Annotated in this window: 1 protein-coding gene; it reads left to right on the top strand. The window is 71.3% G+C overall.

Annotated features, from left to right (window positions below; all coding sequences use genetic code 11):
- Positions 1-86: 86 nt before the first annotated feature.
- Positions 87-1,524, top strand: a 1,438-nt coding sequence (locus IE118_RS33755) for a ThuA domain-containing protein (RefSeq protein ID WP_189561919.1), incomplete at its 3' end; no start/stop codon positions are given.

The following is a 1,524-nucleotide window of genomic DNA, read 5'->3' as shown; positions in this document are numbered from 1 at the left end:
TGGAACGACGGGACGCCGGTCCACCTGTGGACCTGCCACACCGGACCCAACCAGAAATGGATCCTGCCGTAGGAAGGAGGCGACCCATGACACGCACCACGCTCAGGACGGCGCTCGCCCTGTGCACCGCCGCCCTGCTCTGCCTGACACCCCAGGCCGCTGCCCGGCCGGACGCCGCACCGGCGCCCCACGACACGGCCCGGCCCGCGGCCGCCGCGGCGGCCGACCCCGCCTACCGCGTCCTCGTGTTCTCCCGGACGGCCGGCTACCGCCACTCCTCCATCGACGAGGGCGTCACGGCCCTGCGCGACCTCGGCACGGCGAACAACTTCACGGTCACCGCGACCGAGGACCCGGCGGCCTTCACCACCGCCAACCTCGCCCAGTACCGGGCCGTGGTCTTCCTGTCGACCACCGGCGACGTCCTGGGCCCCGCCCAGCAGACCGCATTCGAGCAGTACCTCGGCGCGGGCGGCGGATACGTCGGCATCCACGCGGCCGCCGACACCGAGTACGACTGGCCCTTCTACGAGGGACTGGCCGGCGCCCTCTTCCAGTCCCACCCGGCCGTCCAGCCCGCCACCGTCACGGTCGAGGACCGCGCGCACGACGCCACCGCCCACCTCCGGGGCACCTGGCAGCGCACCGACGAGTGGTACAACTACCGCACCAACCCCCGCACCACCGCCCACGTCCTGGCGTCGCTCGACGAGTCCAGCTACTCCGGCGGCACCATGTCCGGCGACCACCCGATCGCCTGGTGCAAGGACTACGCCGGCGGCCGTGCCTTCTACACCGGCGGCGGTCACACGGAGGAGTCCTACACCGACCCCGCCTTCCGCAGGCATCTGCTGGGCGGTATCCGCTGGGCCGCCGGCACCACCCGCGCCGACTGCCGCCCGGAGACCGGCTACCGGCCCCTGTTCGACGGGACCTCCACCACCGGCTGGAAGCAGGCAGGGCCCGGCGGCTTCACCCTGACCGACGGCACCCTCACCTCGCACGGCGGACTGGGCATGCTCTGGTACGACGCCGAGGAGTTCACCGGCGACTACTCCCTGAAGCTGGACTGGAAACTGAACGGCGACGACAACTCCGGTGTGTTCGTGGGCTTCCCGGCCTCCGACGACCCCTGGTCGGCGGTGGACAACGGCTACGAGATCCAGATCGACGCCACCGACGCCGCCGACCGCACCACGGGAGCCGTCTACGGATTCCGGTCCGCCGACCTGGCCGCGCGCGACGCCGCGCTGAACCCGCCGGGGGAGTGGAACACCTACGAGATCCGCGTCACCGGGGAGCGACTGGAGATCTTCCTGAACGGCCGGAAGATCAATGACTTCACCAACACCGACCCGGCGCGGAGCCTGCGGCAGGGCCGCATCGGCCTGCAGAACCACGGCGACGGCGACGAGGCATCCTTCCGCGACATCCGGATCAAACAGTCCACCACTCCCACCGACCCCCGTGCGGGTGAGGTGAAGGGGGTGGGTGGCAAGTGTCTGGACGTGTCGGGTGGTGCGA

It is taken from the genome of Streptomyces pilosus, from assembly GCF_014649835.1.
Lineage (GTDB): Bacteria > Actinomycetota > Actinomycetes > Streptomycetales > Streptomycetaceae > Streptomyces > Streptomyces pilosus.
Note: the sequence above shows the minus strand (reverse complement) of the source record. Positions and strands in the feature narration are given on the sequence as shown.